The sequence below is a fragment of the Kitasatospora sp. NPDC098663 genome (assembly GCF_044760075.1).
GTDB lineage: Bacteria > Actinomycetota > Actinomycetes > Streptomycetales > Streptomycetaceae > Kitasatospora.
On record NZ_JBIWAP010000032.1, the window covers coordinates 30,940 to 56,894 of the forward strand.

The window sequence follows — 25,955 nt, forward strand, 5'->3', positions numbered from 1 at the left end:
GCAGTAGCCTTCCTCCTGCTGATCCCTTCCGCAGGAGGACTGTTCCCGTGCCCGAACTTCCCGAGGTCGAGGTCGTCCGCCGCGGTCTGGCGAACTGGGTCGCCGGGCGGACCGTTGCCGACGTCCAGGTGCTGCACCCGCGCGCGGTGCGCCGCCAGCCCGCCGGCGCCGCCGACTTCGCCGCCCGGCTGACCGGCACCACCCTGGGCACGGCGCAGCGGCGCGGCAAGTACCTGTGGGTGCCGCTGGCGGGGTCCGGCGCGGGCTTCTCGCTGATCGGCCACCTCGGCATGAGCGGCCAACTCCTCGTCCAGGACCCGTCCGTACCCGACGAGACGCACCTGCGGGTGCGGCTGCGGTTCACCGACGGCGGGCGCGAACTGCGCTTCGTCGACCAGCGGACCTTCGGCGGCCTCGCGGTCGAGGAGGCCGAGGACGGCGACCCGGAGGGCACGCCGCTCTCCATCGCGCACATCGCCCGCGACCCGCTCGACCCGCGCTTCGACGACGCCGCCTTCGCGGCCGCGCTGCGGGCCAAGCGCACCACCGTGAAGCGGGCGCTGCTCGACCAGACGCTGATCAGCGGGGTCGGCAACATCTACGCCGACGAGGCGCTCTGGCGCTCCCGGCTGCACTACGACCGCCCGACCGCGACGCTCACCCGCCCGCAGGCCGCCGAACTGCTGGCGAACGCCCGCGAGGTGATGACGGCGGCACTCGCCGTCGGCGGCACCAGCTTCGACAGCCTGTACGTCAACGTGAACGGCGAGAGCGGCTACTTCTCCCGCGACCTCGACGCGTACGGCCGCGAGCACGAGCCCTGCCGTCGCTGCGGCACCCCGATCCGGCGGGCCGCCTGGATGAACCGCTCCAGCTACTTCTGCCCCCGCTGCCAGCGCGTGCCGCGGGCCCGCAGCGCGGGCTGACAGCAGGGGCCGGAAGCGGGGGCGGGGGAGCTCAGTGCTTGGCGAGTTCCGGCTGGTCGGCCGCCGCCTCGCCCGGGGAGCCGTGGGTGTCCTGGCCGAAGTAGGCGACCCCGACCGCGGACACCACCGCGAGCAGGAAGCCGACCACGCCGAGCCAGCCCAGGCCGGACTTGGAGGAGTCGCCGAGCCAGAGCACGCCGATCGCGCCGGGCAGCACCGTCTCGCCGACCACCAGCGCCGCCGTCGCGCCGTTCACCGAGCCGATCTGCAGCGCCACGGTGTGCACGTACATGCCGCCGAGGCCGCCGACCAGGATCGCGTACAGCGCCGGGTCGGAGAGCAGCTTGGCGACGTCGAACGGGTCGATGCCGTTCAGGATGCGCACGCCGACGCCCAGCGCGCCGAAGCCCAGGCCGGAGAGCAGACCGGCGACGATCGCGCCCTTGGAGCCCATCCGCCGCACCAGCAGGCTGCCGCCGACCAGCAGCACGGTGGTGACCAGCAGCAGGCCCCAGTGGAAGGACATCGACGCGTGATGGCCGCCCTCCGGGCCGGCCGAGACGGCCAGCAGCACCAGCGCCGAGCAGAGCACGCCGATCGAGGCCCACTCCAGCTGCTTGAGCCGGATGCCGAGCAGCTTGATGCTCAGCACCGCGGTGATCACCAGGTTGGCGCTGATGATGGTCTGCGAGAGGAACAGCGGCAGCAGTCGCGCGGCCAGCGCGCCCAGCCCGAAGCCGATCAGGTCGAGCACCGTGCCGACGATGAACTCCCAGGTGACGGCAGCCTTCGCGGTGGAGGACAGGCTCGGCCCGCCGTGCTCGGTGGTGGCGCCGGCGGCGCCCTTGGCGGCCTCCTCGCGCGCGGAACGGCGGGATCCGACGGCCTGCAGGACTGAGCCGGTGCCGTAGCAGGCGGATGCCGCCACGGCGGTGACGAGGCCGATGATCACCGGGTGCTCCGATCGGGAGATGGGTCAAGAACAGGTAATGGGACCAGTGGTCCGGGACCACTATGCCCGTCCGCGCGGTACGGTCGGCACACCGCCCGGAACACCCTGGGCCCGCCGGGACGTACGTCCGGGCGCCGGCCGCGGTTCCCGCGCACCGCCCGCATCAGGGGCGAGTGGGGGAAACATCATCCCCGAGGAGGGGGGCGGCCCCGGCGGTCGGCGGGGAATCCTGTCATTACCAGTATGCGAAGGGTATGCCGTGCCTCGACGCCCGTCGGGGTAGCGTCGAGGGCATGAGAACCCTTGCACGACGTTCCCGGGGCGCCGGGCCGCTTGCCCTGGTGGCGGCGATGCTGGGGCTGCTGCTCCTGCTCGCACCGGCGGCCTCGGCCGCGGGCGGCCTGGACGACGCGGCCTCCACCCTGAAGCAGGGCCGGGTCTACGTCGACCCGGCGATGACCAGCCGATTCAGCCAGAGCCAGGCCGACGCCCTGACCGAGAAGATCAAGAAGGCCGACAAGCCGATCTTCGTCGCGGTCGTCCCGGCCAGCGCCCCCTACGGCGAGCGGACCGTCTTCAACGACCTGCGCACCAAGGTCGGCATCGACGGTGCCTACGCGATCTGGCGCGGTGACCAGTTCGCGGCCAAGGCGGACCTCGGCGCGATGTCGAAGGGCAGTGCCGAGCGGATCGCCGGCGCCGCCTTCCGCTCCCACAACGGCGACATCGACGCCACCCTGAACGAGTTCGTCGACAGCGCCGCCCCGCAGGCCAAGGGCACCGGGGTGAACCACAGCACCTCGATCGCCTGGGTGGTCATCCCGGTCGTGCTGCTCGCGCTGGCCGGCGCCGGCGTCTTCCTCCTCTTCCGCCGCGCCAAGGCGCGCAAGGAGGAGCAGGCCCGGGCCGAGCTGGAGCAGCTGCGCCGGGTGGTCGACGAGGACATCACCGCCTTCGGCGAGGAGCTGGACCGGCTCGACTTCAACCCGGCCGCGACCGGCGCCGACGACACCCAGCGCACCGACTACACCCACGCCCTGGACTCGTACGAGAAGGCCAAGCGGCTGATGGACGAGGCCAAGCGGCCGGACGACGTCAAGCCGGTCACCGAGGCGCTGGAGGACGGCCGGTTCGCGCTGGCCACCCTGGCCGCCCGGCGGGAGAAGCGCCCGGTGCCCGAGCGCCGTCCCCCGTGCTTCTTCGACCCGCGCCACGGCCCGTCGGTCAAGGACGTCGACTGGGCCCCGGCCGACGGCGCCGCCCGCACCGTCCCGGTCTGCCGGTCCGACGCGGACCGGCTGGCCGCCGGCCTCGACCCGGCCATCCGCACCGTCGAGACCGAGCACGGCCCGCAGCCGTACTGGAACGCCGGCCCGGCCTACGCCCCCTGGGCGGGCGGCTACTTCGGCGGCTTCGGCGGCGGCCTGCTGCCGGGCCTGCTGGTCGGCACCATGCTCGGCTCGATGATCAGCAGCCCGGCCTACGCCGCGGCGCCGATGATGGACCAGGGCTACCAGGACCAGCACGAGGGCGGCGACTTCACCGGCGCCGACTTCAACTCCTCCGACTTCAGCGGCGGCTTCGGCGACGGCGGCGGATTCGGTGGCGGGGACTTCGGTGGCGGCGGCGACTTCGGCGGCGGCGACTGGTGACCCGCTGAGCCCCACCGCGACACCCCGCGGCCCCGCCGGACTTCCTCCGGCGGGGCCGCTCCGCGTGGTCGACGGCCCCGTGGAGCTCTGACCGTCCGCCGCGTTCGTTAGGCTCGGGGCATGCACGGTCGCGACGCCCACAGTGAGGAACCGGTCCGGGTGACCGCCTGGGTCCGGGGGAAGGTCCAGCAGGTCGGGTTCCGCTGGTGGACCAGGGCACGGGCGCTGGAGACCGGCCTGACCGGCTACGCGAGCAACCTCGGGGACGGCCGGGTGCAGGTGGTCGCCGAGGGCCTGGCCGCCGACTGCGAACTGCTGCTGGACCTGCTGCGCGGCCCGGACACCCCGGGCGAGGTCAGCGGCGTCACCGAGATCTGGACGGCCGTGGGCCCCGGCTACGAGGGCTTCGAGATCCGCTGAGCCCGGCCACACCCGCGCGGGCCGGAACTGATCCGCAACTGCTGGTGTCATGCGGTTGCCATTCGGGCAGACTCGTGGTTGACTCCGCATCGAACGATGATCCACGAGCAGCTGGTGGACCCGGCCCGAAGCCCCCAGGCGTGACGACACCGCCAGGCAGGTGACAGGGTCGCGGTAGCGTGCGGTGATCGTGTTGACCCTTTCCGTCTTTGGTGAGACGCTGGAAACCCGCGCACACGACCGCGTTTTCCCGGCAGGCGTCTGCCCTCGTGAGCCCAGCTCACGGTGGTTGAGCCGTAAGTGCCCAGCCAGCACTACCGGTGACGCGCCGCGCGTGCGTCCCCCTTCCCCCTAGACCTGTACCGTTCCGGTTCGGTCACTCAGCGTGGAGGACCATTCATCATGGCAAAGGCGCTTCTCGGGTACGTCGGCGGCCCCGACCCGCGAATGCTCTCCGAGATGCGACGGCTTCAGCAGCGCGTCCAGGACCTTGAATCCGAGCTCCTTCGGATGCAGGCCGAGAACGACGCGCTCGCCGCTGTCGCTGACGGGCACTCGCTGCTCAACAGCATCGATCTGGATCAGCGGGAGCCGGCTCTCACCTGAGTCCCGCCCGGTCCTCGCAGATCGACGCCGCTGTGCACTGAGCCGCTCCGAAAGGGACGCAGCTTGCAAGGGACGCCCGGTTGTGGCGTCCCTTCGTCGTGTCCGGGCCCGGGACGCACGGCCCGCCGGGGATACAGTCGCCGTTGACGACAGGCCCCGGGCCCTGGCGAGCGACGAGGAGACCGGCCGCGTGCACCTGAAGAGTCTGACGCTGCGCGGGTTCAAGTCCTTCGCCTCCAGCACCACCCTGCGCTTCGAGCCCGGCATCACCTGCGTGGTCGGCCCGAACGGCTCCGGCAAGTCGAACGTCGTCGACGCACTGTCCTGGGTGATGGGGGAGCAGGGCGCCAAGTCGCTGCGCGGCGGCAAGATGGAGGACGTCATCTTCGCCGGGACCAGCGGGCGCGCCCCGCTCGGCCGGGCCGAGGTCAGCCTCACCATCGACAACGCCGACGGCGCCCTGCCGATCGACTACTCCGAGGTGACCATCACCCGGACCATGTTCCGCAACGGCGGCAGCGAGTACGCGCTCAACGGCGAGACCTGCCGCCTGCTCGACATCCAGGAGCTCCTCTCCGACTCCGGCATCGGCCGCGAGATGCACGTCATCGTCGGCCAGGGCCAGCTGGACTCCGTCCTGCACGCCGACCCGATGGGCCGCCGCGCCTTCATCGAGGAGGCGGCCGGCGTCCTCAAACACCGCAAGCGCAAGGAGAAGGCGCTGCGGAAACTGGACGCGATGCAGGTCAACCTCAACCGCGTCCAGGACCTGGTGGCCGAACTGCGCCGCCAGCTGGGACCGCTCGGCCGGCAGGCCAGGATCGCCCGCCGCGCCGCCGGCATCCAGGCCGACCTGCGCGACGCCCGGCTGCGGCTGCTCGCCGACGACCTGCTGGCCCTCCGGCAGGCCGTCGAGGCCGAGATCGCCGACGAACTGGCACTGCGGCTGCGCCGCACCACCGTCGAGCAGGAGCTGGCCGGTGTCGTCCAGCGCGAGGCCGTGCTGGAGGCGCAGGTCCAGCAGCTCGGCCCGAGCCTGGAGGCCGCCCGGCAGACCTGGTACCGGCTCTCCGCGCTCGCCGAACGCACCCGCGGCACCATCGGGCTGGCCGAGGCGCGCGCCCGGCACGCCGCCGCGGGCGGGCAGGCCGAGGAGCGGCGCGGCCGCGACCCCGAGGAACTGGAGCAGGAGGCCGCGCGGGTCCGCGAGGACGAGGCCGCGCTGGCCGAGGCACTGGAGGAGGCGCAGTACGCGCTGGCCGAGGCGGTCGAACGCAGGAGTGAACTGGAGCGCGGGCTGGCCACCGAGGAGCGTCGGCTGCGGGACGCCGCCCGGGCCGTCGCGGACCGCCGGGAGGGCCTGGCCCGGTTGCAGGGGCGGGCCGCCGCCGCCCGCTCCAAGGCGGCCTCCGCCGAAGCCGAGATCGGCCGGCTGACCGAGGCCGGCGGGGAGGCACTGCTGCGGGCCGAGGCCGCGCAGGCCGAGTACGAGGAGCTCCAGCGGCAGGTCGGCGGCCCCGCCGGGGACGAGGAGCGGGCCGAGGCCGCCCACCAGGAGGCCCGGGAGCGGCTCGCCGCCGTCGAACGCGACCTCGCCGCCGCCCGGGAGACGGCCGGCGCCGCCGAGCGCGAACGCGCCGGGCTCACCGCGCGGCACGAGGCGCTCTCCCTCGGGCTACGCCGCAAGGACGGCACCGGCGCCCTGCTCGACGCGGGGGAGCGGCTGAGCGGACTGCGGGGCCCCGCGGCCGCGTTGCTGCGGATCGCCCCCGGGTACGAGGTGGCGGTGGCGGCGGCGCTCGGGGCGGCCGCCGACGCGGTCGCCGTCGACTCGCCCGGCACCGCCGCCGAGGCGCTGCGGCTGCTGCGCGCCGAGGACGCCGGCCGGGCCGCGCTGCTGATCGAGGACGCCGGCCGGGCCGCGCTGCCGATCGGGGGTTCCGCTGAACCGCTCGCCGGCGTCGGGGAGTTGCCGGACGGAGCCCGCTGGGCCGCCGAACTCGTCGACGGGCCGGCCGGGTTGGTCGGCGCCGCGCGGGGTCTGCTGGCCCGGGTGGCGATCGTCGACACCCTCGACGAGGCGCTGCGGCTGGTCGCCGACCACCCCGGGCTGACCGCCGTCACCGCCGCCGGGGACCGGCTCGGCGCCGACTTCGCGCAGGGCGGCTCCGACGGTGTGCCGAGCCTGCTGGAGACCCGGGCGGCGGTCGAGGAGGCCGCCCGGGCGATCGCCGAACTCGCCGTCCGTTGCGCCGAGTCGGCCGGACGCCTGGCCGAACTCTCCGAGCAGCGACGGGAGTCGGCCGCCGCCGTGGAGCAACTCGCCGAACAGCGGCGGCGGCAGGAGAAGGAGCGTGCCCAGGTGGCGGGTGCACTCGGCCGCCTCGGCGGGCAGGCCAGGGCCGCCGCCGGCGAGGCCGAGCGGCTGTCCGCCGCCGCCGCGCGGGCCGACCTGGGCCTGGCGGAACTCCTCGCCACCGCGGAGGAGTTGGCCGAACGCCTGGCCGCGGCCGAGGACTCGCAGGACGCCGGAGAGGACGAGCCGGACACCGCCGAGCAGCAGCGGCTGGCCGAGGCCGCCACCGGCTCCCGGCAGGCCGAGCTGGAGGCCAGGCTCGCGGTGCGCACCCACGAGGAGCGGGTCCGCGCGCTCGCCGGCCGGGCGGATCAGCTGGACCGGGCCGCCCGCGCCGAGCGCGAGGCGCGTGCCCGGGCCGCCGAGCGCCGCCGACGCGCCGAGCACGAGGCCGGGGTGGCGAACGCCGTCGCGGCGGGCGCCCGACAGCTGCTGGCCTGCCTGGAGGTGTCGCTGTCCCGCGCGGACGCCGGGCGGGCGGCGGTCGAGCAGGCGCGCGCCGAACGCGAGACCGAACTGCGGGCGCACCGCGAGCACGGCCGCGGCCTCAAGGAGGAACTGGACAAACTGGTCGACGCCGGCCACCGGGACGAGGTGCTGCGGGCCGAGAAGCGGCTGCGGATCGAGCAGCTGGAGGCCCGGGCGCTGGAGGAGTTCGGCATCGACGGCGGCGAACTGCTCGCCACCTACGGGCCGGACCAGCCCGTCCCGCCGTCGACCCCGGAAGAAGGACGGGAGCCGGGCGAGCCGCGCCCGTACGACCGGGCCGAGCAGGAGAAGCGGCTGAGGGCGGCCGAGAAGGCGTACCAGCAACTGGGCAAGGTCAACCCGCTGGCGCTGGAGGAGTTCGCGGCACTGGAGGAGCGCCACCAGTTCCTCGGGGAGCAACTGGACGACCTCAAGCGCAGCCGGCGCGACCTGCTGGACATCGTCCGGGAGGTGGACGAGCGGGTCGAGCAGCTGTTCGCCTCGGCGTACCACGACACCGCCGCCCAGTTCGAGGGCGTCTTCGCCCGGCTGTTCCCCGGCGGCGAGGGGCGGCTGGTGCTGACCGACCCCGACCACATGCTCACCACCGGCGTCGAGGTGGAGGCCCGCCCGCCGGGCAAGAAGGTCAAGCGGCTGTCGCTGCTGTCCGGCGGCGAGCGCTCGCTGACCGCGGTGGCACTGCTGGTGGCGATCTTCAAGGCCAGGCCCAGCCCGTTCTACGTGATGGACGAGGTGGAGGCGGCGCTCGACGAGACCAACCTGCGCCGGCTGGTCGGGATCATGGAGGAGCTGCGGGAGAGTTCCCAGCTGATCGTGATCACCCACCAGAAGCTGACCATGGAGTCCGCGGACGCCCTCTACGGCGTGACCATGAAGGGCGACGGCATCTCGCAGGTGATCAGCCAGCGGCTGCGCGAGGGGCACCGGGAGCGAAGGGCGCGCCCGACGCCTCCTCGGCGGCGCGAGGAGGCTGTTGCCTCCGGGCCGACAGGCTGATCCACCGGCCTGGCCCGGGCAGATGCTCCCGGACGCTCCGATCACGGATACTGGAGCGGTTGTGACTCCTCCCCCTCGCTCGCGAGGGGGCTTCTCGTTCAGCCGTTTGACGACCTCATGACGGCCAAGCCCTGACCGGTGCCGCACGGCACAGCGGTCAGCGTAAGGGAGGCGGCGACGCTCCGTGCGTCGGTGACCGAAGGATCACTCTGTCGTGGGATCCCGAGAAGGAGATTTATGTGGAATACGTGATCCTTGCCGTAGTCATCGCCGTGGTCGCCATCGGCGCGATCGCCGGCCTCGTCGTTTCCGGCAGACGACGCCGGCAACTGCCCCCGAAGTCGCAGTCGCCGGTCATCACGGCGCCGCCGACCACCCCGCGGGAGCCCCAGGTCGGCGAGGAGGCCGCGCCGCCGACCGAGGAGCCCCGACGCACCGTCGAGGAGGTGCAGCTCCCCGAGACCGAGGCTCCGACCGAAGCCTCGACCGGAGCCCCGGCCACGGCCCCGACCGAGGTCGAGGTCGAGGCCGCCGAGGCCGAGACGGCACCCGCCGTCGAGGTCCCCGAGCCCACCGCCGGCCGGCTGGTCCGGCTGCGCTCCCGCCTCTCCCGCTCGCAGAACTCGCTCGGCAAGGGACTGCTCTCGCTGCTCTCCCGCGAGCACCTGGACGAGGACACCTGGGAGGAGATCGAGGAGACCCTGCTGACCGCCGACGTCGGCGTGGCCCCCACCCAGGAGCTGGTCGAGCGGCTGCGCACCCGGGTGAAGGTGCTCGGCACCCGGACGCCCGACGAACTGCGCGCGCTGCTGCGCGAGGAACTCGTCGAGCTGATCGGCAAGGACACCGACCGCACCGTCCGCTCCACCAAGCACGCGGAGGGGCCGGCCGTGGTCCTGGTGGTCGGCGTCAACGGCGTCGGCAAGACCACCACCACCGGCAAGCTCGCCCGCGTCCTGGTCGCCGACGGCCGCAAGGTGGTGCTCGGCGCCGCCGACACCTTCCGGGCCGCCGCCGCCGACCAGCTGCAGACCTGGGGCGAGCGGGTCGGCGCGCGCACCGTGCGCGGCCCGGAGGGCGGTGACCCGGCCTCGATCGCGTTCGACGCGGTCAAGGAGGGCATCGCCGAGGGCGCCGACACCGTGCTGGTGGACACCGCCGGCCGGCTGCACACCAAGACCGGCCTGATGGACGAGCTGGGCAAGGTCAAGCGGGTCGTCGAGAAGCACGGCCCGGTGGACGAGGTGCTGCTGGTGCTGGACGCCACCACCGGCCAGAACGGCCTGATCCAGGCCCGGGTGTTCGCCGAGGTGGTCGACATCACCGGCATCGTGCTGACCAAGCTGGACGGCACCGCCAAGGGCGGCATCGTGGTCGCGGTCCAGCGCGACCTGGGTGTGCCGGTCAAGCTGGTCGGCCTGGGCGAGGGTGCGGACGACCTGGCGCCGTTCGAGCCGGGCGCGTTCGTGGACGCGCTGATCGGGGACTGAGGCCCCGTACGCACGAAGGGTCCGCTCCGCGAGGGGCGCGCCCTTTCGCGTTGCCGCCCGGGGGCCGGAGGGGTGCCCGGGACGGAGGGGCGTGCCCAGGCGGAGGGGCGCACGCCGAGGCGTGCGGGGCGCGCTGAGGCCTACGAGGCGAGCCAGGCGGGTTCGGCGGTGCGCTCGCGGCCGCGGTGGCAGGCGTAGGCGAGCGTGCCGAGCAGCAGCCGGGCCTCGGGCGGGCAACCGGCGTTGTCGCGGGTGGGGCGGCGCAGCCAGCGGACCGGGCCGAGCGGGCCGAGCGCGGTGGGCGGGGCGGCGACGTAGCTGCCCTCGCCGTGGCAGGTGAGGTCCAGCGCGGCGTCGTCCCAGCCCATCCGGTAGAGCAGGTCGGGCAGTCGGCGGGCGGCGCCGGCGGCGACCAGGAACTGCAGCCGGCCGGTGGGCGGGGCGAGCACCGGGCCGACCTGGGTGCCCATCCGCTCCAGCCGGACCAGCGCCTGCAGTCCGGCCTGCTCGGGGACGTCCAGGACGTCGAAGGCGCGGCCGGTGGGGAAGAGCACCGAGCCGCCGGAGCCCGCCTCCCGGGACCGGTCCTCGCCGCCCGGTACGGGATGCAGGCCGGGCGCGGCGCAGCGGTCGGAGCCGCAGGGACAGCGGGTCGGGGCGGTGGCGGAGCCGGCCGGGGCGCCGGTGGCGACCGTCCAGCCCCAGCGGCCGGTGTACTCCGCGGCGGCTTGGGACGCGGTGACCTTGGTGCGGCGGCGCGCGCCCAGCGGCGTCAACCGCAGGTGTCCCAGTCGAAGTTCGCCGAACAGGTTGTCCATGCCTCCCCCAACAGGTTCCCGTCGCCGATGGTTACGGGATGGTGACTGTGTGTTGATGGTCCGTTGCGTGGTGCGTTGTGCGGTGGCGGCGTGCAGCGCCCGGTGTGCGCCTGTCGTGGTGGTGCGCCTCGAGCGCCGCCTTGTGGCTGGCGGCACCGATGCCGGATCGTGGGGTGGGCGAGGCGGCCGCCGATCAGGGTGGACGTCGAACTCGCCTGTGACTGCGGTGGGTTGCCGGGGCTGCCGGGTTTCGCCGGAGGCCTTGGCGGCCCGCATGTGCCGGGCCGTCGGACTTCCTAGTGAAGCGCGTGGGCCGTGGCTTCGGTTCACTCGTGGGGGTGGCGAAAGGTGGCGTTTCGCCAGGGCCGCTCCCGTGGGCGCCGCGCGGGGCATTACGTTCAGCACACGGACGTCATCGTGGAATCGACTCCGGTCCGCCGGGGCGCGGGAGTTGGGAATCTGACGGTCCGTCCGTAACGATGGCACACCAGTGCGAGAGCGTGGTACGGCGACACCTCAGGCACGGCACGTCTGGCAAGGGCCCGAAACCGTCGGGCGTCACGATCGGGGCCCCCAGGGGGCCGGGCGGGATGGGGACGTTCCCATGGCAGAGAAGCAACCCAACGAGAAGCTGACCACCTGGTTCGCCCGCAGCGGCTGGTCCAAGGGCGAGCTGGCCCGTCAGGTCAACCGCCGGGCCCGGCAGATCGGTGCCCACCACGTGTCCACCGACACCTCGCGGGTGCGCCGTTGGCTCGACGGCGAACAGCCCCGCGAGCCGATTCCCAAGATCATGTCGGAGCTCTTCTCCGAGCGCTTCGGCTCGGTGGTCTCGATCGAGGACCTCGGCCTGCGCGCCGCGATCCCGGTCTCCACCGTGGGCGGCGGCGTCGACCTGCCGTGGAGCGCGCCGCAGACCGTCCAGCTGATCAGTGACTACTCCCGCAGCGACCTGATGCTCAACCGCCGGGGCTTCCTCGGCACCTCGCTCGCGCTGACCGCCGGCGCCGCGCTGATCGAGCCGATGCAGCGCTGGCTCACCCCCGGCCCGACCGGCGCCCCCACCCCGATCCTCGCCGCGGCCAACGGCGGCGACCCGTTCACCGGCCGGCTGTCCGAGCCCGAGCTCGAACTGCTGGAGCAGACCACGGTCATGTTCCGGCAGTGGGACGCGCAGAACGGCGGCGGGCTGCGCCGCAAGGCCGTCGTCGGCCAGCTCCACGAGGTCACCGACCTGCTCCAGGAGACGTACAACGAGAACACCACCCGGCGGCTGTTCCGGCTCACCGCCGAACTCGCCCACCTGGCCGGGTGGATGTCGTACGACGTCGGGATGCACCCGAGCGCGCAGAAGTACTACGTGCTGGCCCTGCACGCCGCCAAGGAGGCCGGGGACCGCCCGTTCGGCGCACTCATCCTCACCGACATGAGCCGCCAGATGATCCACCTCAATCGGGGCGAGGACGCCCTGGAGCTGATCCACCTGGCGCAGTACGGCAGCCGGGACACCGCCAGCGCGCGCCAGCAGTCCCTGCTGTACGCGATGGAGGCGCGCGCCTACGCCACCATCGGCGAGGTGAACCGCTGCGCCCGGGCCGTCCGGCTGGCCGAGGACACCTTCACCGACATCCGCGAGGGGGAGGAGGAGCCGGACTGGCTGAAGTTCTTCTCGCCGGCCGAGCTGAACGCCGAGAACGCGCACTCCTTCCGCGACCTCGCGTACCACTCCGACAACGCCCAGCTGTACGCCTCGATGTCCGCGCCGGTGATGGAGCGCGCGGTCGACCTGTTCCGCCAGGACGGCGACCACGTGCGCTCGTACGCCTTCAACCTGATCGGCATGGCCAGCGTCCACCTGCTGCAGCGGGAGGCCGAGCAGGCCGCGGTGATGGCCGAGCAGGCGGTGGACATCGCCACCAAGGTGCGCTCGGAGCGGCTGAACTCCCGGGTCCGCAAGACCACCGAGGCCGCGGCCGCCCGGTTCAAGGGCGTGGACGCGGTGAGCCGGCTCAAGGAGCGCGTCGTCCAGGACATCCCCGAGTACGTCTCGGTGGTCTGAGCACCCCGAGCCCGTGGGCCGCGGTTCCGGCCCCGAGGACCCCGCCGACCGTGACGGCCGCCGCCGCCACGGTCGGTGGCCGTCGTGCCACCGGCCGTCCCGTTCGGCGGCACGGTAACCCGTTCGGCCCTGCGGCACGGCCGTCGTTCACGCAGGTGTAACCCGTGCGTCGTACGCGTCACGGCCGCGAAACAACGGGCCCCACCGGCCGAAACCAGCCTTCGGCACTCTCCTCTTCATCGCCGACACCCCGGGTGGCACGGGACGGGTAATCCGGGTTTGGATCGGCTTCACGCAGAGGAGACGCCGATGCCGGACGGCTTCAGCGCGGGCGACACCGCCTTCGTGCTCATCAGTGCGGCCCTGGTCATGGTGATGACCCCGGGCCTGGCCTTCTTCTACGGGGGCATGGTCAGGGCCAAGAGCACCCTGAACATGCTGGCGATGAGCTTCCTCTCGCTCGGCATCGTCAGCGTGCTCTGGGTTCTCTACGGCTACTCGCTCAGCTTCGGACCCGACTCCTTCGCCGGCCTCATCGGCAACCTGGACTTCCTCGGGATGCGCGGCATCGGCCTGAACGACCTCACCGGGACCATCCCGGTCACCGCGTTCGCCACCTTCCAGCTGATGTTCGCGATCATCACCCCGGCGCTGATCAGCGGCGCGATCGCGGACCGGGCCAAGTTCGGCGCCTGGGGCCTGTTCATCGCGCTCTGGGTGACCGTCGTCTACTTCCCGGTCGCGCACTGGGTGTTCTTCTTCGACGGCGGCCACGGCGGCTGGCTGGGCGACCGCAACGGTGTGATCGACTTCGCCGGCGGCACGGCCGTGCACATCAACGCGGGCGTGGCAGGCCTCGCGCTCTGTCTGGTGCTGGGCAAGCGGGTCGGCTTCAGGAAGGACCCGATGCGCCCGCACAGCCTGCCGCTGGTGATGCTCGGCTCCGGGCTGCTGTGGTTCGGCTGGTTCGGTTTCAACGCGGGCTCGGCGCTGGCCGCCAACGGCGTCGCCGCGATGGCGATGGTCAACACCCAGGTCGCCACCGGTGCGGCGCTGGTCGGCTGGCTGGTCTACGAGAAGCTCAGGCACGGCGCGTTCACCACATTGGGCGCCGCCTCCGGAGCGGTGGCCGGTCTGGTCGCGATCACCCCGGCCTGCGGCTCGGTCAGCCCGCTGGGCGCGGTGGCGATCGGCCTGATCGCCGGCGCGGTCTGCGCCGCCGCGGTCAGCCTCAAGTACCGCCTCGGCTTCGACGACTCGCTCGACGTGGTCGGCGTGCACGCGGTGGGCGGCGCGATCGGCTCGCTGCTGATCGGCCTGTTCGCCACCGGCGGGGTCGGCCAGACCGCCAAGGGCCTGTTCTACGGCGGCGGGCCGGCGCAGCTCGGCAAGCAGGCGATGGGCGTGGCCGTGGTCGCGGCGTACTCCTTCGTCCTCTCCTGGCTGCTGGCGAAGGCGATCGACAGGACGGTCGGCTTCCGGGTCGCCGAGGAGGTCGAGGTGGCCGGCATCGACCAGGCCGAACACGCCGAGTCCGCCTACGATTTCAGCGCGGTGGGCGCGGGCCTGGCGCGGGCCCTGCCGGGCCTGGTCGGCGCCGCCGCGGCCGCGAGGGCCGCGGAGAGGCCCGCCGCCGCCGAGCCCGCTGCCGAGCCAGCCGCCAAGGCCGCTGGGAAGGCCGCCGACAGGACCACCGCCGAGCCCGCCGAGAAGACCGAGGTCGACGCCCGATGAAGCTCATCACCGCCGTGATCAAGCCGTACCGCCTGGACGAGGTGAAGGCCGCTCTGCAGGCCTTCGGGGTGCACGGCCTGACCGTCACCGAGGCCAGCGGCTACGGCCGCCAGCGCGGCCACACCGAGGTCTACCGGGGCGCCGAGTACACCGTGGACCTGGTCCCCAAGGTCAGGATCGAGGTGCTGGTCGAGGACGAGGACGCCGACGAGCTGATCGAGGTCCTGGTGAAGGCCGCCCGGACCGGCAAGATCGGCGACGGCAAGGTCTGGAGCGTCCCGGTCGACACCGCCGTCCGGGTCCGCACCGGAGAGCGCGGGCCGGACGCCCTCTGAGGACGCTCCTTTGAGGACCCTGAACCGCAGCCCTGAACCGTAGGACGCGCCGCAGGCGGGCCCGCCGCCCCCGAGGGGTCGCGGGTCCGCCGACGGCGCATCGGCGCCAGGTCGCCCGCAGGCCGTCCGCGGACCTCCCGGCGGCGGCCCGCGGGCCGTCCGGCGCCGCCCGCTCAACCGCACGACGGACGGGAGCACGCCATGACCACCGAGACCAGCCCTCCCGACTACGGCGCCGCCCGGGCCGCGCTGCTCGCCGGCCCCGGCCCGGCCGGGCGGCCCCGCCGGGCGGCTCTCGCCCGCCTCACCGACGACTGGCTGGCCGGTCTGCTCGCGGCCGCCGGCGGCCCGCCCGGCGTCGCGCTGGTCGCGGTCGGCGGCTACGGGCGCGGCGAGCTGTCCCCGCGCAGCGACCTCGACGTCCTGCTGCTGCACGACGGCCGGCTCGACCCCGACCTGCCCGAGCTGATCTGGTACCCGGTCTGGGACGCGGGCGCCGCGCTCGACCACTCGGTGCGCACCGTCGCCGAGGCCCGGTCCGTCGCCGCCGCCGACCTCAAGGCCCAGCTCGGCCTGCTGGACGCCCGCCACCTCGCCGGGGACCAGGCGCTCACCGCCGCCCTGCGCTCCGCCGTGCTCACCGACTGGCGCGCGAGCGCCCCCGCGCGCCTGCCGGAACTGCGCGACCTCGGGCGGGAGCGGGCCGAGCGGCACGGCGAGCTGTCGTTCCTGCTGGAGCCCGACCTCAAGGAGGCCCGCGGCGGCCTGCGCGACGCCGTCGCGCTCGACGCCGTCGCCGCCACCTGGCTCGCCGACGCCCCCCGGGACGGCCTGGACGCCGCCGCGCTGCGGCTCGCCGACGTCCGCGACGCGCTGCACCTGGCCACCGGCCGGGCCACCGACCGGCTCGGCCTCCAGGACCAGGACCAGGTCGCCGAACGGCTCGGCGTGCTGGACGCCGACGTCCTGCTGCGCCAGGTCTACGAGGCCGCCCGCACCGTCGCCTACGCGAGCGACGTCACCTGGCGGGCGGTGGACCGGGTGCTCGCCGCCCGGTCCGGCCGGGGCCGCCGGGCCACCCGGCCGGCCTTCCCGTTCACCGGCGCCGGGCGCGGCGCGGGCGCGGTGGCCCGGGGCACGGTCGCCCGCCGGCCGCTCGCCGAGGGCGTGGTCGAGCAGGACGGCGAGGCGGTGCTCGCCCAGGGCGCCCGCCCGGCCGCCGACCCGGTGCTGCCGCTGCGCGCCGCGGCCGCCGCCGCGCAGAACGGGCTCACCGTCTCGTACGCGACGGTGCGCCGGCTGGCCGCCGAGTGCCGCCCGCTGCCGGTGCCCTGGCCGGACGAGGCGCGCGAGCAACTGGTCACCCTGCTGGGCGCGGGCGAGGCGGCCGTCCCGGTGTGGGAGGCGCTGGAGGCGGAGGGGCTGGTCACCCGGCTGCTGCCGGACTGGGAGCGGGTGCGCTGCCGTCCGCAGCGCAACGCCGTGCACCGCTGGACGGTGGACCGGCACCTGGTGGAGACGGCGGTACGGGCCGCGGCGATGACCCGCCGGGTGGCCCGGCCGGACCTCCTGCTGGTCGCCGCGCTGCTGCACGACATCGGCAAGGGCTGGCCCGGCGACCACAGCGAGGCCGGCGAGGTCATCGTCCGGGACGTCGCCGCCCGGATGGGCTTCGACCCCGAGGACACCGAGACCTTGGCGGTGCTGGTCCGCCACCACCTGACCCTGGTCGACACCGCGACCCGACGGGACCCGGACGACCCGGCCACCGTCGAGGCGATCACCAAGGCGGTCGGCACCACGGAACAGCTGGAACTGCTGCACGCGCTCACCGAGGCGGACGCGCTGGCCACCGGCCCGGCCGCGTGGAGCGGCTGGCGGGCCTCGCTGGTGGACGGCCTGGCGGCCCGGGTCGCCGCCCGGCTGGCCGGCGCCTGGGCCGCGCCCGTGGAGGCCGCGCCGACCGCCGCGCAGGAGCGGCTCGCGGTGGAGGCCGCCCGGACCGGCGAGCCCGCCCTGTCGCTGCTGGCGCAGTCCGAGGGGGCGGAGCCGGGCGCCGGGCCGATGGGCGTCGAGCTGACCCTGGCCGTCCCGGACCGGCCCGGACTGCTCGGCACCGTCGCCGGGGTGCTCGCGCTGCACCGGCTGGCCGTCCGCTCGGCCGGTCTGCGCGAGCTGGACCCGATCGGCGCCGGCCCGGTGCTGCTGCTGTCCTGGCGGGTGGCCGCCGAGTTCGGCGAGCTGCCGGAGGCCGCCCGGCTGCGGGCCGACCTGCGCCGGGCGCTGGACGGCTCGCTGGACGTCGCGCGCCGGCTGGCCGAGCGGGACGCCGCCGCCCCGCGCCGCCGGGGCATCCCCACCCCGCCGCCGGTGGTCGCGGTGGCGCCCGCGGTGGCCTCGGCGACCGCGACCGTCCTGGAGGTCCGCGCGCACGACGCGCCGGGGCTGCTGCACCGGATCGGCCGGGCGCTGGACGGGGCGGGCGTGCGGGTGCGGACGGCGCACGTCTCGACGCTGGGCGCGGAGGCCGTCGACTCCTTCTACCTGACCGACGGGGAGGGGCGGCCGCTCGCCGCCGGGCGGGCGGGGGAGGTGGCGGCCGCGGTCCGGGCGGCGCTGGGCTGAGCCGCGACGGGCCTTCGGGGCTCGCCGGGGCGTGGTCCGCCGGGGCCCGCCGGCGCCTGCCGAGGTCCGTTCCGAGGTCGTGGCAACCCGGGTGGAGACCGTACCCGGGGCGGCCGGATACCCTGGGGGGCGACGACCGTACCGATACCGATGCCGCAGAGGACCCGCGACGACGTGTTCGACACTCTTTCCGATCGCCTCGCAGCGACGTTCAAGAACCTCCGGGGCAAGGGCCGCCTGAGCGAGGCGGACATCGACGCCACCGCCCGCGAGATCCGCATCGCGCTGCTGGAGGCGGACGTCGCGCTGCCGGTCGTGCGGGCCTTCATCAAGCAGGTCAAGGAGCGGGCGGCCGGCGCCGAGGTCTCGGGCGCGCTCAACCCCGCGCAGCAGATCATCAAGATCGTCAACGAGGAGCTCATCGCGATCCTCGGTGGCGAGACCCGCCGGGTCCGGTTCGCCAAGAACGGCCCGACGGTGATCATGCTCGCCGGTCTGCAGGGTGCCGGTAAGACCACCCTCGCGGGCAAGCTCGGCCACTGGCTGAAGAGCCAGAAGCACACCCCGCTGCTGGTCGCCTGCGACCTCCAGCGGCCCAACGCCGTCAACCAGCTCCAGGTGGTCGCCGACCGCGCCGGCGTGGCCTTCTACGGCCCGCAGCCGGGCAACGGCGTCGGCGACCCGGTGCAGGTGGCCAAGGACTCGATCGAGTACGCCAAGCAGAAGCAGTACGACGTCGTCGTCGTCGACACCGCCGGACGCCTGGGCATCGACGCCGAGCTGATGCAGCAGGCCGCGGACATCCGCGCCGCGGTCAACCCGGACGAGGTCCTGTTCGTCGTCGACGCGATGATCGGCCAGGACGCCGTCACCACCGCGCAGGCCTTCCTCGACGGCGTCGACTTCACCGGTGTCGTGCTCTCCAAGCTCGACGGCGACGCCCGCGGCGGTGCCGCCCTGTCGGTCGCGCACGTCACCGGCCGACAGATCATGTTCGCCTCCAACGGCGAGAAGGTCGACGACTTCGACGCCTTCCACCCCGACCGGATGGCCTCGCGCATCCTCGGCATGGGTGACGTCCTCTCGCTGATCGAGAAGGCCGAGCAGACCTTCTCGCAGGAGGAGGCCGAGAAGATCGCCGCCAAGCTGCGCGGCGGTCCGAAGGCGTTCACCCTGGACGACTTCCTGTCGCAGCTGGAGCAGGTCCAGAAGATGGGCTCGATCTCCAAGCTGCTGGGGATGCTGCCCGGGATGGGCCAGATCCGCGACCAGATCAACAACATCGACGACAAGGACGTCAACCGGGTCGGCGCGATCATCAAGTCGATGACCCCGGCCGAGCGCGCCGAGCCGGAGCTGATCAACGGCTCCCGCCGGGCCCGCATCGCCAAGGGCTCGGGTGTCCAGGTCGGCGAGGTGAAGAACCTGGTCGAGCGGTTCTTCGACGCCCGCAAGATGATGTCCGCGATGGCCTCCGGCAAGGGCGTGCCCGGCATGCCGGGGATCCCGGGCATGGGCGGCGGCGCCAAGAAGTCCGGCAAGAAGGCCCCGCAGGCCAAGGGCAAGCGCAAGAGCGGCAACCCGCTCAAGCGGGCGCAGGAGGAGGCCGCGGCCGCCCAGCGCCGCGCGCTCGGCCCGGGCGGCGACCAGGACCCGGCCGGCGGCGGCGCGTTCGGCCTCGGCGCGGGCAAGGGCCCGGCCGACTTCGAGCTGCCCAAGGAGTTCAAGGACCTGCTGTAGAGCGGTCCGTGGTTCGAGCGGCCCGCCGTCCGGGATCTTCCGGGCGGCGGGCCGCTCGCATGCCCGATGATGGTGGTGTGCGAGTGACGATCAGGGCCCCGCGGGCCGAGGACAAGGACGTGTACGCCGAGGCGGTCCGACGGTCCGCCGACCACATCGGGCGGTGGAACCCGGTCGAGCCGGACGGCCTGGCCGAACTGCTGGACCGCCAGGGGCCGGGCCTGCGCACCTTCCTGATCGTCGACCGGGACACCGGCGGGCTGGTCGGCAAGGTGAACGTCGCCAACATCGTGATGGGCCGGTTCTGCAACGGCGCGCTGGGCTACGACGCGTACCTGCCGTTCGCCGGCACCGGGCGGATGACGGAGGGGCTGCGGCTGGTCCTGGACCGCTGCTTCGCCCCGCAGTCGGCCGGCGGGCTGGGCCTGCACCGGCTGGAGATCAACGTGCAGCCGGACAACGAGCGGTCGGTCGCGATGGCCAAGCGGCTGGGCTTCCGGCACGAGGGCTTCACCCCCCGGATGCTGTTCCTCCAGGGCGACTGGCGGGACCACGAGCGGTTCGCGCTGACGGCCGAGGAGTGGCCGGGCGCCGAGGTGTAGCCGCGGGCGGGGCGCCGAGGCCGCTGCGCCACGGGCGGGGCTCCGGGCGGCACGGCCGCTGACGGGGTGACGGGGCTCAGGCAGTGGCGGGGCCCGTCGCGGCTGGTCAGGGGCGTGCTCGGCGCGGCGTTTCGGGTGGCTCGCCCGAGCCCGCGTCCGTATCGTCCGATGGGTGACCGAACCCGTGCCGCCGCGCCAGACCCCCGACCAGCCCTGGCGGTCCGAGGGCGCCCCGCCCCCGCCGCCGCCCCGCCGCCGGATGCCCGGCGGCTGGATGGGCCTCGCCCTCACCGCGCTCGTGGTGTTCCTGATCTCCGACCTGCTGCTGTCCTACTTCGGCAACGCCGGCGCCACCACGATCTCCTACACCGAGTTCAACAACCAGCTGAACAAGGGCAACATCACCAAGATCTACTCCAAGGGCGACGCGATCGAGGGCACCCTCAAGAACGCCCAGCCCAAACCGGACGGCGGCAAGGGCGACTACACCGACTTCGCCACCCAGCGGCCGTCCTTCGCCAACGACAACCTGTGGACCACGCTGCAGCAGCAGGGCGTCGAGGTCACCGCCACCTCCCCGGTGGTCCAGCAGCGCAGCTTCCTCGCCAACCTGCTGATCTCGCTGGCCCCCATGGTGCTGCTGATCCTGATCTGGGTGCTGCTCGCCCGCCGGATGGCCGGCGGGCTGGGCGCCGGCGCGCTCGGTCGCAAGGCCCCGCCCAAGCCGGTCACCGCCGACCAGGGCAAGCGCACCACCTTCGCCGACGTGGCCGGCATCGACGAGGTCGAGGCCGAACTCACCGAGGTGGTCGACTTCCTGAAGAACCCGCAGCAGTACCGCAGGCTCGGCGCCAAGATGCCGCGCGGCGTGCTGCTGAGCGGCCCGCCCGGGACGGGCAAGACCCTGCTCGCCCGGGCCGTCGCCGGCGAGGCGGACGTGCCGTTCTTCTCCGCCTCCGCCTCCGAGTTCATCGAGATGATCGTCGGCGTCGGCGCCAGCCGGGTCCGCGAACTGTTCGCCGAGGCCCGCAAGGTCGCCCCGGCGATCATCTTCATCGACGAGATCGACACCATCGGCCGCCAGCGTGGCGCGGGCGGCGGCATGGGCGGGCACGACGAGCGCGAGCAGACGCTCAACCAGATCCTCACCGAGATGGACGGCTTCACCGGCTCCGAGGGCGTCATCGTGATCGCCGCGACCAACCGCGCGGACGTGCTCGACCCGGCGCTGCTGCGCCCCGGCCGGTTCGACCGGCGGATCACCGTCAGCCCGCCCGACCGGGACGGTCGCGCCGCCATCCTGCGCATCCACACCCGGACCGTCCCGCTGGCCGGCGACGCCGACCTCACCCGGCTGGCCAAGGTCACCCCCGGGATGACCGGCGCCGAACTCGCCAACCTGGTCAACGAGGCCGCCCTGCTCGCCGTCAAGCGCAAGCAGGACGCGGTGAACGAGCGGGACCTCTCGGATGCCCTGGAGAAGGTCCAGCTCGGCGCCGTCCGGCCGCTGGTGATGCCGCAGGAGGAGCGCGAGCGCACGGCCTACCACGAGAGCGGGCACGCGCTGCTGGGCATGCTGCAGCCCGGCGCCGACCCCGTCCGCAAGATCACCATCGTGCCGCGCGGCCGGGCTCTCGGCGTCACCCTGTCCACTCCGGAGAACGACCGCTACTCGTACACCGAGCCCTACCTGCGCGGCCGGATCATCGGCGCGCTCGGCGGGATGGCGGCCGAGCAGGTGGTCTACGGGGTGATCACCACCGGAGCGGAGAGCGACCTGGAGCAGGTCACCAACATCGCCCGCGGGATGGCCGGCCGGTGGGGGATGAGCGAGAGGGTCGGGCGGCTGACCGCGGTGCCCGCCGACCCGCAGGGCGCCTACGGGCTCTCCGCCGCGCCGACCACCCTCGACGCGGTGGACGAGGAGGCCCGGCGGATCGTCGCCGAGTGCTATGAGGACGCGGTGCGGCTGCTGACCGAGCAGCGGGCCCGGCTGGACGCGCTGGCGGCGGCGCTGCTGGAGGCGGAGACGCTGGACGAGGAACAGGCGTACCGGGCGGCCGGGGTGCCGCGGAAGGGCTCCGACTCCGACTCCGACTCCGACTCCGGCTCCGACTCCGACTCCGACGGGAAGTCGCTCGACCAGGCGTGAACCGACGGGCCGGGGGCGCTCGCCGCGCTGGCGGGCGCCCCCGGTTTCGTCGCTGTCGGATCTGTTGCCGCCCGGGGCCGTTCCGGGTGTCGTCGTGGGCCCCGTTCCCGGCGCCAGCGGGGTCGGTCAGCCGCGCCGGCCGCCGGCCGCCAGCCGCTACCGGGGGCGTTCGGCGATCAGGTAGCGGAAGACGTTCTCCATCCGGACCGAGCCGTCCGCGCACAGGTACGGCTGCAGCGCCTCCTCCAGTTCCTTGGCGACCAGCGACGCGCCGGAGAACTCCTCGGCGGCCTCGAACAGACCGGTGGAGAGCAGGCCGCGCACCGCGCTGTCCAGGTCCGCGTAGGCGAACGGGCAGCTCACCCGCCCGCTGCCGGCCGGGCGCAGGCCGGCCGGGGCGAGCAGGTCCTCCAGCGTGCCGGGCGTGCTCAGCTCGAACGGGTCGCGCGCGGTGGTCCGGCCCGCCCGCCGACGCGCCACGTCCAGCACCGGGGCGCTCTGGCAGCGCTCCGGAGGGCCCCAGGCGGCCAGCACCACGTGCCCGCCCGGGAAGGTCAGCCGGGCGGCCTCGACGACCACCGCACCCGGCTCGGCGCAACCGGGCAACTGCTCGAACACCGTCACCAGCGAATGGGCCGAGCGGGGGACGGCGGCGGTCGGCCGGGCCCCCGCGCACACCCGCAGCCGGCGGCCGTGGGCCAGCTCGCGCAGCTCGTCCCGCGGCTCCTGGCCGGTGACCTGGGCACCGCGCCCGGCGGCGAGCAGCAGCGCCAGTCCGGACCGGCAGCCCAGGCCCAGCACGCTGGTCGCCGGGCCGACCTCCAGCCGGTCGTGGACCGCCTCGTAGAGCGGCACGAGCATGCGCTCCTGGATCTCCGCCCAGTCGCGCGCCCGCGCGGGCCGCGCAGCCCCGGGCTGTGGGTGGTGCGGTCGTGCGCCTGTCGGTCGTACGGTCGTGCCGGTCGTCCGAGCTGAAGCCATCGCGGCCTCCCATCCGGTCCTTCGGTGTGCTGCTACGGCTCCCCCAAAGTCCCGCCCCACTCCAGCGAACAGCGGGTCGGGCCCGGCGTCCAGAGGGGTGCAGGGTGGTGCGCGCGTGTCGCGGTCGTGCGCCCCCTGCGGTCGGCGGGGGCCGCCCCCTGCCGCCGGCGGGTGCGCGGTCGTCCGTGCGGCGGGTGCGGCGGTCGTCCGTCCGGCGGCCGCGGGCGTGTTATCGATTCGAAGTCAGGGGGCCGCGCCCCGTACCATTCGGGCCATGGCTAAGGCACCCGTTCTCACCCCTCAGGCGGAAGACTTCCCGCGCTGGTACCAGGACCTCATCAACAAGGCCGAGCTGGCCGACAACGGTCCGGTGCGCGGCACCATGGTCATCCGACCGTACGGCTACGGCCTGTGGGAGCGGATGCAGCAGGAGATGGACGCGCGGATCAAGAAGGCCGGCGCGCAGAACGCCTACTTCCCGATGTTCATCCCGCAGTCCTACCTGACCAGGGAGGCCGAGCACGTCGAGGGCTTCGCCCCCGAGCTCGCGGTGGTCACCCACGGCGGCGGCAAGCAGCTCGACGAGCCGGTCGTCGTCCGGCCCACCTCCGAGACGATCATCAACGAGTACTTCTCGAAGTGGGTGCAGAGCCACCGCGACCTGCCCCTGCTGATCAACCAGTGGGCCAACGTGGTCCGTTGGGAGCTGCGCCCGCGCGTCTTCCTGCGCACCACCGAGTTCCTCTGGCAGGAGGGCCACACCGCCCACGCCACCTACGAGGACGCCCGCGCGTACGCGTCGATGATCCACACCCAGGTCTACGGCGACTTCATGACGAACGTGCTCGGCATCGACGTCGTGCTCGGCCGCAAGACCGCCAAGGAGCGGTTCGCCGGTGCCATCAACACCCTCACCCTCGAGGGCATGATGGGCGACGGCAAGGCGCTGCAGATGGGCACCAGCCACGAGCTGGGCCAGAACTTCGCCAAGGCGTTCAACACGACCTACCAGCTCCAGGGCGCCGAGCGCGAGCACGTCTGGCAGACCTCGTGGGGCGTCTCGACCCGCATGGTCGGCGGCCTGATCATGTCCCACGGCGACGACAACGGCCTGCGGGTGCCCCCGCGTCTGGCCGCCGTCCAGGCCGTCGTGCTCGCCATCAAGGGCGACGACGCGGTCATCGCCAAGGTGCGCGAAATCGGCGCCACGCTGGAGGCCGCCGGTGTCCGGGTGGTCGTCGACGACCGCACCGACACCCCGTTCGGCCGCCGCGCGGTGGACTGGGAGCTCAAGGGCGTGCCGCTGCGCATCGAGGTCGGCCCGCGCGACCTCGAGAACGGCACCGCGATGCTGGCCCGCCGGATCCCCGGCGGCAAGGAGCCCGTCTCCATCGACTCCCTGGCCGCGCTGGTCCCGGGCATCCTGGAGGAGGACCAGGCGCTGCTGCTGCGCCAGTCCCGCGAGCGCCGCGAGGCCCGCACCGTCGACGTCAAGACCATCGAGGAGGCCGCCGAGGCCGCCGCGACCGGCTGGGGCCGGATCTCCTGGGCCGACCTCGGCCCGGAGGGCGAGGCCAAGCTGGCCGAGCAGGGCGTTTCGGTGCGCTGCATTGTCGCGGCCGACGGCTCGGTGCCGCTGGCGGACGACCAGGACGGCAATATCGCGATCGTGGCCCGCGCGTACTGATGCCTGTTACCAGCAGGTAATGACCGTTGTCGGCGACATTTGCCCGGAATGCGGATGAGTAAGAATCCGGTAACCGTCCGTGGGGTGTCCCGACCGCGGACATCCCTACTGGCCGGTCAACTGCCGGTATTAACGCAATAGCGGTACGGTGTACGGCCCGTGGCCCTGTCAACTCGACGGGTCCACGGGCCGTACGTCCAGGGGCGACAGCCCGCCCCCGGACGGAATTCACGAGGCCCGCCGAGCTGCGGCGAGCCGAAACCGGCAGGGGGTTGGTCTTGCGTCAGATCCGGAACGCGCAATTCGCGCGCGACCATGCATTCCTGGGAGTTTCCTGGGAATTCCCGAAGAACGAGAACATGCGGAACATCGGCTCGCACTCCATCGTTGGTCTAGCGTGAGCACGACACAGCCCCTCGTCCTCGCGGCCGAACTGGCCGCCGCCTGGAGTGACATCCAGGCCCACCACCAGGACCTCCCCGACCTGGCCTCGCCCGAGGCCCTGATCGGCGAATCCTCCTCGGCCTGTGGCACCCGGCTCGGTTTCGAGCGGCTCCTCCACGAGGCTGCCCACGGTCTGGCCGCGGCCCGGGACATCCGGGACACCTCGCGAGCCGGCCGCTACCACAACCGGCGCTTCCTGCTGCTCGCCTCCGAGCTCGGCCTGGCGCACCCGGTCGAACCGCACGCGAGCAGCGGCTTCTCCCAGGTGACCATGCTCAAGGAGACCCAGGAGCGCTACGCGGAGACCATCGAGCGACTGGACCGCGCCCTCGGTGCGCACCAGGAGGCGGTGGCCGGCGACGGTACGACGCGGGCCTTCCGCGGCCCGGCTGCCCGGCACGGCTCCTCCGGGGGCGGCGTCCGGGTCAAGGCGGTGTGCGGCTGCGGACGGAACGTCCGGGTCGTGCCGTCGGTGCTCGCCCAGGCGTCCATCGTCTGCGGCGCGTGCCAGCAGCCGTTCAAGATCTCGTGACCGATCGGTCCGCCGGGACACCGGAGGACCGGGAGATCGTCAGACCGGAACACCAGAAGACGGGGAAGGCCGGCGGACGGCTGTGCGGGCAGCGGATCCGGCCGGAGCGAGCGGTACATCGGTGAGTTTGTGGGCGGACCGGGAGCGAGGGCTCCCGGTCGCGCCTTGTGAACGGGCCTGCGGAGGCGGTCGGGGGGCGGCCTCCGGAGGGTCTCGTGCGCGGTCCGCGGACGGTCGGACGTGCGGCCTGGGTGCGGCTGGGTACGGCTGGGTGCGAGGCCGGGGAGCGGCTGGACGCGAGCCCGGGATGCAGCCGGGATGCGGCCGGGATGCCTCCTGCGGATGGCCGAGCGAAGGCG

18 protein-coding genes are annotated in these 25,955 nt (G+C 73.8%); 15 read left to right on the top strand and 3 right to left on the bottom strand.

What is annotated here, in order from left to right; translation table 11 throughout:
* The first annotated feature begins 47 nt into the window (after positions 1 to 47).
* Positions 48 to 926: a bifunctional DNA-formamidopyrimidine glycosylase/DNA-(apurinic or apyrimidinic site) lyase gene (mutM, locus tag ACIQVZ_RS29475; RefSeq protein ID WP_402454048.1), complete on the top strand. Its 879-nt coding sequence runs from the start codon at positions 48 to 50 to the stop codon at positions 924 to 926.
* 31 nt (positions 927 to 957) lie between these two features.
* On the opposite strand, the gene ACIQVZ_RS29480 is transcribed toward mutM, so the two are convergent.
* Positions 958 to 1,878 (bottom strand): hypothetical protein, encoded by a 921-nt coding sequence (locus tag ACIQVZ_RS29480; RefSeq protein WP_350882927.1) that lies wholly within the window; start codon positions 1,876 to 1,878, stop codon positions 958 to 960.
* Positions 1,879 to 2,171: 293 nt separating this feature from the next.
* On the opposite strand from ACIQVZ_RS29480, the gene ACIQVZ_RS29485 reads away from it, so the two are divergent.
* The 5 genes from ACIQVZ_RS29485 (at position 2,172) to ftsY (ending at position 9,887) form a co-directional block, all read left to right on the top strand.
* Positions 2,172 to 3,530, top strand: a complete 1,359-nt coding sequence (locus ACIQVZ_RS29485) for a hypothetical protein (protein ID WP_402454050.1) — start codon at positions 2,172 to 2,174, stop codon at positions 3,528 to 3,530.
* Positions 3,531 to 3,650: 120 nt separating this feature from the next.
* Positions 3,651 to 3,950 carry an acylphosphatase gene (locus ACIQVZ_RS29490; RefSeq protein ID WP_350882923.1) on the top strand — a complete coding sequence of 100 codons (300 nt, stop codon included), beginning with the start codon at positions 3,651 to 3,653 and terminating at the stop codon, positions 3,948 to 3,950.
* A 402-nt stretch (positions 3,951 to 4,352) separates the two neighbouring features.
* A complete protein-coding gene (locus tag ACIQVZ_RS29495) occupies positions 4,353 to 4,556 on the top strand; it encodes a hypothetical protein (RefSeq protein WP_063347689.1) in 204 nt (67 codons plus the stop codon).
* Between the two features lie 190 nt (positions 4,557 to 4,746).
* The gene (gene smc, locus ACIQVZ_RS29500; RefSeq protein WP_402454054.1) at positions 4,747 to 8,397 is read left to right on the top strand and encodes a chromosome segregation protein SMC; all 3,651 of its coding nucleotides are present in this window, start codon (positions 4,747 to 4,749) and stop codon (positions 8,395 to 8,397) included.
* 239 nt (positions 8,398 to 8,636) lie between these two features.
* Positions 8,637 to 9,887, top strand: a complete 1,251-nt coding sequence (gene ftsY / locus ACIQVZ_RS29505; RefSeq protein WP_402454057.1) for a signal recognition particle-docking protein FtsY — start codon at positions 8,637 to 8,639, stop codon at positions 9,885 to 9,887.
* A 140-nt stretch (positions 9,888 to 10,027) separates the two neighbouring features.
* Here the strand turns inward: ftsY and ACIQVZ_RS29510 are convergent, their stop codons facing one another.
* Positions 10,028 to 10,705 carry a bifunctional DNA primase/polymerase gene (locus ACIQVZ_RS29510; RefSeq protein ID WP_402454058.1) on the bottom strand — a complete coding sequence of 226 codons (678 nt, stop codon included), beginning with the start codon at positions 10,703 to 10,705 and terminating at the stop codon, positions 10,028 to 10,030.
* A gap of 604 nt (positions 10,706 to 11,309) precedes the next feature.
* Between ACIQVZ_RS29510 and ACIQVZ_RS29515 the strand changes: the two genes are divergently transcribed.
* From ACIQVZ_RS29515 to ftsH, 7 genes are all read left to right on the top strand, one after another.
* Entirely contained in the window at positions 11,310 to 12,764 is a 1,455-nt protein-coding gene (locus ACIQVZ_RS29515; protein WP_350882914.1) for a hypothetical protein, read from the top strand.
* 309 nt (positions 12,765 to 13,073) lie between these two features.
* On the top strand, positions 13,074 to 14,498 hold the full coding sequence (locus ACIQVZ_RS29520) for an ammonium transporter (RefSeq protein WP_350882912.1): 1,425 nt from the start codon (positions 13,074 to 13,076) through the stop codon (positions 14,496 to 14,498).
* A complete protein-coding gene (locus ACIQVZ_RS29525) occupies positions 14,495 to 14,833 on the top strand; it encodes a P-II family nitrogen regulator (RefSeq protein WP_063347683.1) in 339 nt (112 codons plus the stop codon). The genes ACIQVZ_RS29520 and ACIQVZ_RS29525 overlap by 4 nt, the downstream gene beginning before the upstream one ends.
* A 201-nt stretch (positions 14,834 to 15,034) precedes the next feature.
* The gene (locus tag ACIQVZ_RS29530; protein WP_402454061.1) at positions 15,035 to 17,458 is read left to right on the top strand and encodes a [protein-PII] uridylyltransferase; all 2,424 of its coding nucleotides are present in this window, start codon (positions 15,035 to 15,037) and stop codon (positions 17,456 to 17,458) included.
* A 174-nt stretch (positions 17,459 to 17,632) separates the two neighbouring features.
* Positions 17,633 to 19,198, top strand: coding sequence for a signal recognition particle protein (gene ffh / locus ACIQVZ_RS29535; protein WP_350882982.1), 1,566 nt, complete (start codon positions 17,633 to 17,635; stop codon positions 19,196 to 19,198).
* A 59-nt stretch (positions 19,199 to 19,257) separates the two neighbouring features.
* The gene (locus tag ACIQVZ_RS29540) at positions 19,258 to 19,800 is read left to right on the top strand and encodes a GNAT family protein (protein ID WP_350882907.1); all 543 of its coding nucleotides are present in this window, start codon (positions 19,258 to 19,260) and stop codon (positions 19,798 to 19,800) included.
* A gap of 172 nt (positions 19,801 to 19,972) precedes the next feature.
* Complete coding sequence (ftsH, locus tag ACIQVZ_RS29545; RefSeq protein ID WP_402454064.1) at positions 19,973 to 21,952, top strand: ATP-dependent zinc metalloprotease FtsH; 1,980 nt, start codon at positions 19,973 to 19,975, stop codon at positions 21,950 to 21,952.
* 156 nt (positions 21,953 to 22,108) lie between these two features.
* On the opposite strand, the gene ACIQVZ_RS29550 is transcribed toward ftsH, so the two are convergent.
* The gene (locus ACIQVZ_RS29550) at positions 22,109 to 22,933 is read right to left on the bottom strand and encodes a class I SAM-dependent methyltransferase (protein WP_402454066.1); all 825 of its coding nucleotides are present in this window, start codon (positions 22,931 to 22,933) and stop codon (positions 22,109 to 22,111) included.
* Positions 22,934 to 23,207: 274 nt separating this feature from the next.
* On the opposite strand from ACIQVZ_RS29550, the gene proS reads away from it, so the two are divergent.
* Positions 23,208 to 24,620 (top strand): proline--tRNA ligase, encoded by a 1,413-nt coding sequence (gene proS, locus ACIQVZ_RS29555; protein WP_063347678.1) that lies wholly within the window; start codon positions 23,208 to 23,210, stop codon positions 24,618 to 24,620.
* 397 nt (positions 24,621 to 25,017) lie between these two features.
* Positions 25,018 to 25,596 (top strand): hypothetical protein, encoded by a 579-nt coding sequence (locus tag ACIQVZ_RS29560; protein WP_063347677.1) that lies wholly within the window; start codon positions 25,018 to 25,020, stop codon positions 25,594 to 25,596.
* Positions 25,597 to 25,955 lie beyond the last annotated feature (359 nt).